The organism is Allobosea vaviloviae, from assembly GCF_001298265.1.
In the GTDB taxonomy this organism is placed as follows: Bacteria; Pseudomonadota; Alphaproteobacteria; order Rhizobiales; family Beijerinckiaceae; genus Allobosea; species Allobosea vaviloviae_B.
The window spans coordinates 1-2,813 of sequence record NZ_LGSZ01000086.1 but is presented as its reverse complement, the minus strand read 5'-3'; the positions used below and the strand labels follow the sequence as shown (position 1 = coordinate 2,813).

The following is a 2,813-nucleotide window of genomic DNA, read 5'->3' as shown; positions in this document are numbered from 1 at the left end:
AGACCGGCAGCGTCGTCGAGACGATCGGATGGTCGGGGCCGATATCTTGTCGGGTATAGCCGGCAGCAGCCGTGGCCAGATGCATGAGATGGGCATGGCCGAGACCGGGCAGCTCATGGTGATGCCAACCGTCCGGCCCTTCCGTAAACACCTCGCCTGGGCGGTTGACGACGATCTCCGTCAGCTCAGATTGGGACAGGAACCGCGCGAGCGGCGCGAGATAGCGCTCCAGCACAATCCGATTGGCGCGGCGCTCGGAAGCGCTCGGGGTCGGCGGCGCCGCCGGCGCAAGCGTCACGACGGGCTGCGCATCAATCGGCAATGTCGAGAGTGCCGTCATGGCTTCGTGACTCGCGAACCAGACGCCACACCGCCATCGATGCCGGGTACCGTACGATCCAAAATCCGTGCGCGGCTTTCGATCCGCTTCAGATCGTAGACAGACGAAAAATCGAGATCGCGGGCGACGAAGATGTTGACGCGTTCGCCTTGGTTCTTGTTTAGCGTCGGCGGGATATCGATCGAGCGCTCGACGGCAATGCCAGCGGCCGTGTTGGCTGCTCCGGAGGTGTTGCGGATCTCGATATCCGCATCGTCGAGCTGCTGGCGGCCGATCGCAGCTGCGTCGCTGACGATCGAGAGCAGCAGAGCTGCACCGAACCTCTCCCAGAAATGGGTGTCGATCTCACCGTCGAAGCCGGCGCGGCCGAGTGCATCGGTGGCGGGCGAGGCCAGCGCGACGATGACGCCGGTCGGGGTTTTTGCCCGCGTCCAGAGCACGAACATCCGCTTGGAGCCCTTTCGGACCTGGCCGCGATATTCCCCGACGATCTGCGTGCCCTTTTCCATCAGCACGACATGGCCTGAATCCGACAGCACATCGCGCAGCACGACGCACGACACGAAGCCCGGCACATCCGACGACATCGCTGTCTCAAGCACGCAAGGGATCGCAGTCCCTTGCGTCACCAGGAGATTGCGGTTTGGCAGGCGCGAGGCGCGGACGCCCTCGATTGTCGTGGCCTTGAGCTTGTCGGCCAACTCGTTGCGTGGCTCGGCCGAACCAGCGAGCAGGGGTGAACCCGGGAGAGAGGCCCCCTGCCCTGCTTCTTCGCCCGACGACCCGCGCCCTGGCCGATTGAAGGCGAGCACCGGCGCACGCCGCGCGCTCTCCATCAATTTGTCGGTCTGCGGCGGAACAGCGGCAGGTGCGAGTTGAGGCGGCAGGACCGGCAGGGCCGCCTGCTGGACAGGAGCCGGCGCCGGCGGTTCGCGCGCCGGCTCGAAGGTCGTCGTCTGGCGGATGATTGGCTTGGCGCCGTCCTGCTCGACGGGTTTTTCCGATTTCCAGGTACTCCAGATCACAAGGACCGAAAACGCGATCAGCGCGGCCGCGCCGATGCCGCGCCTGGCCAAGGCCCGGCCGCTGCCTTCGACCGGTCCCGAAACCGGCGTGATGCCGCGTTCGCCCTCGACGCCTGATGACGAAGTCTGATCAGTCATGACACGCTCCTCAACGACGCCGAACAGGGGCTGGCTGCTTCTGGGTCCGCGCGATGCTGGGACTCGTTGTGCCGGTCCCCGGGTTCACGCCGACGGCGTCAAACGCCTCGTTGAAGATGCAGAAGACCTCGCTGCCGCGACGCAGCCGGAATTCGCGCGCGGTGGCATGCACCACGACGACCTCCCCGCGCACATCCTTCGGCACGAGGCTTTCCGCGCCGTCCGAGCCGACCATGTAAATTGCCGGCACCTCGCGATTGCCCGCGAAGCGGAAGCTCGTGACCTTTCCGTCGTCGAAAATGCCGTCGGGCTCGAGATCGGCCGGCCCCTGCGCTGAGAAGCGCCAGTTGCGCGCGCCATATTGCTGGTGGAGATCAAAGGTCTGGTCGATGATAGCGCCTTCGCGTTGCTGGCCGCGCGCCTCGTTTTCGGCGCGACGGCGATCGGCGTCGTCCGCGGGATAGGAGAACTTCACGACAAAATAGCTCTCCTTCAGCGAGGCTTCCGCGATCGAAAGCTCGAACTGGTAGGAGCGCTTGCGTCCGTCGCGACGCGTGGTGACGACCTGCAGATTGGTCGGCGGATGCTTCTCTCGGGGTTTGAGGAACAGGATCGAGCCGGCCGGCGCGACCTCCCAGGCGATCGAGTCGCCGATCGCGACATGGGCGATTTCCTCATCCTCGGCGAAGATCACTTGGGTCGAGGCCCGGATGACGCCGTTGACCTTGACGACATTGGCTGGGTCATAGGCGACGAAGCGCACGCGCTCGTCGCGCGCGCCGGCCGTCGGGAGCTGCAGGGCGATCGCGGGCAGGCCGAGCGGTAGTGCGATTAGCATGCTGCCGACGATTGCGAGGCTGCAGCGGTTCATGGCGCGACCTCCGGATCGGCGCGGTACTCCGAGACGAGGAAGCCGAGCGGGTTGATCAGGCGATCGGTCGAGGAGACCGGCGCGTTGACATAGGCGAAGGTCAGCGTCGCGATCCAATGGGTCACCTTGATCTCCTCACCCTTGCGGCTTTCCTTGAGGAAGCGGACGGAGGCGAGGTTGTCGGCCAGGAGCGAGATCGCCTTGATGCGGACTTCTGCGACGCCGAAGCGCCCATGCAGCACCTGCGGACTTTCCGGGTTCGAGCCGCGATAGACGGCGGCAAAGCGCGCCTGCTCGGCCTGCGAGGACAGGAGCGCCACCGTCTGGAAATTGCTGGCGGCCTCGGCCTGGCTGTAGCCTTCGCGCGAGCGGACGTAGCGACCGAGGAAATACTTGGTCACCGCCTCGTCGTAGCTGCGCGGCGATGGCCCGAGCGCCG

3 protein-coding genes and 1 pseudogene are annotated in these 2,813 nt (G+C 65.7%); all 4 read right to left on the bottom strand.

Annotated features, from left to right (window positions below; translation table 11 throughout):
* Positions 1 to 340, bottom strand: a pseudogene (locus tag AE618_RS25750) (hypothetical protein); the annotation flags it as partial.
* Entirely contained in the window at positions 337 to 1,503 is a 1,167-nt protein-coding gene (gene virB10 / locus AE618_RS25745; protein WP_054211922.1) for a type IV secretion system protein VirB10, read from the bottom strand. The gene virB10 and the pseudogene AE618_RS25750, both read right to left, overlap by 4 nt.
* Positions 1,504 to 1,513: 10 nt before the next feature.
* Positions 1,514 to 2,374: a P-type conjugative transfer protein VirB9 gene (virB9, locus tag AE618_RS25740; protein ID WP_054211921.1), complete on the bottom strand. Its 861-nt coding sequence runs from the start codon at positions 2,372 to 2,374 to the stop codon at positions 1,514 to 1,516.
* Positions 2,371 to 2,813, bottom strand: a 443-nt coding sequence (locus tag AE618_RS25735) for a virB8 family protein (RefSeq protein WP_054211920.1), incomplete at its 5' end; no start/stop codon positions are given. The genes virB9 and AE618_RS25735, both read right to left, overlap by 4 nt.